The following is a 236-nucleotide window of genomic DNA, read 5'->3' on the forward strand; positions in this document are numbered from 1 at the left end:
GGCCCTGGAGGTGTAGGCAGATGCAGTGGTCGAGGAATACTCGCGCAATCCTTGTTTCAGTGGCCGCTTCGGCCAGGGTGAACTTGGTGTTCTGGAACCCGAAGATCGTTCGTCCGAAGGCCTCTCGTTCGCGCGTGTATTTGACCGTCTGCTGCAAGGCCAATTCCATGGCGGCAACCGCTCCGACCGCAACGATTAGTCGCTCCTGCGGCAGTTGCGTCATCAGCTGGATGAAA

Annotated in this window: 1 protein-coding gene; it reads right to left on the bottom strand. The window is 58.5% G+C overall.

Features of this window, described 5'->3' with window-relative positions; translation table 11 throughout:
• Positions 1-236 (bottom strand): acyl-CoA dehydrogenase family protein (locus JF781_RS28345; protein WP_255642442.1); only part of this gene is annotated, 236 nt, incomplete at both ends.

Origin of the sequence: Mycobacterium sp. WUMAC-067, assembly GCF_020217485.1 — a bacterium.
Taxonomy (GTDB): domain Bacteria; phylum Actinomycetota; class Actinomycetes; order Mycobacteriales; family Mycobacteriaceae; genus Mycobacterium.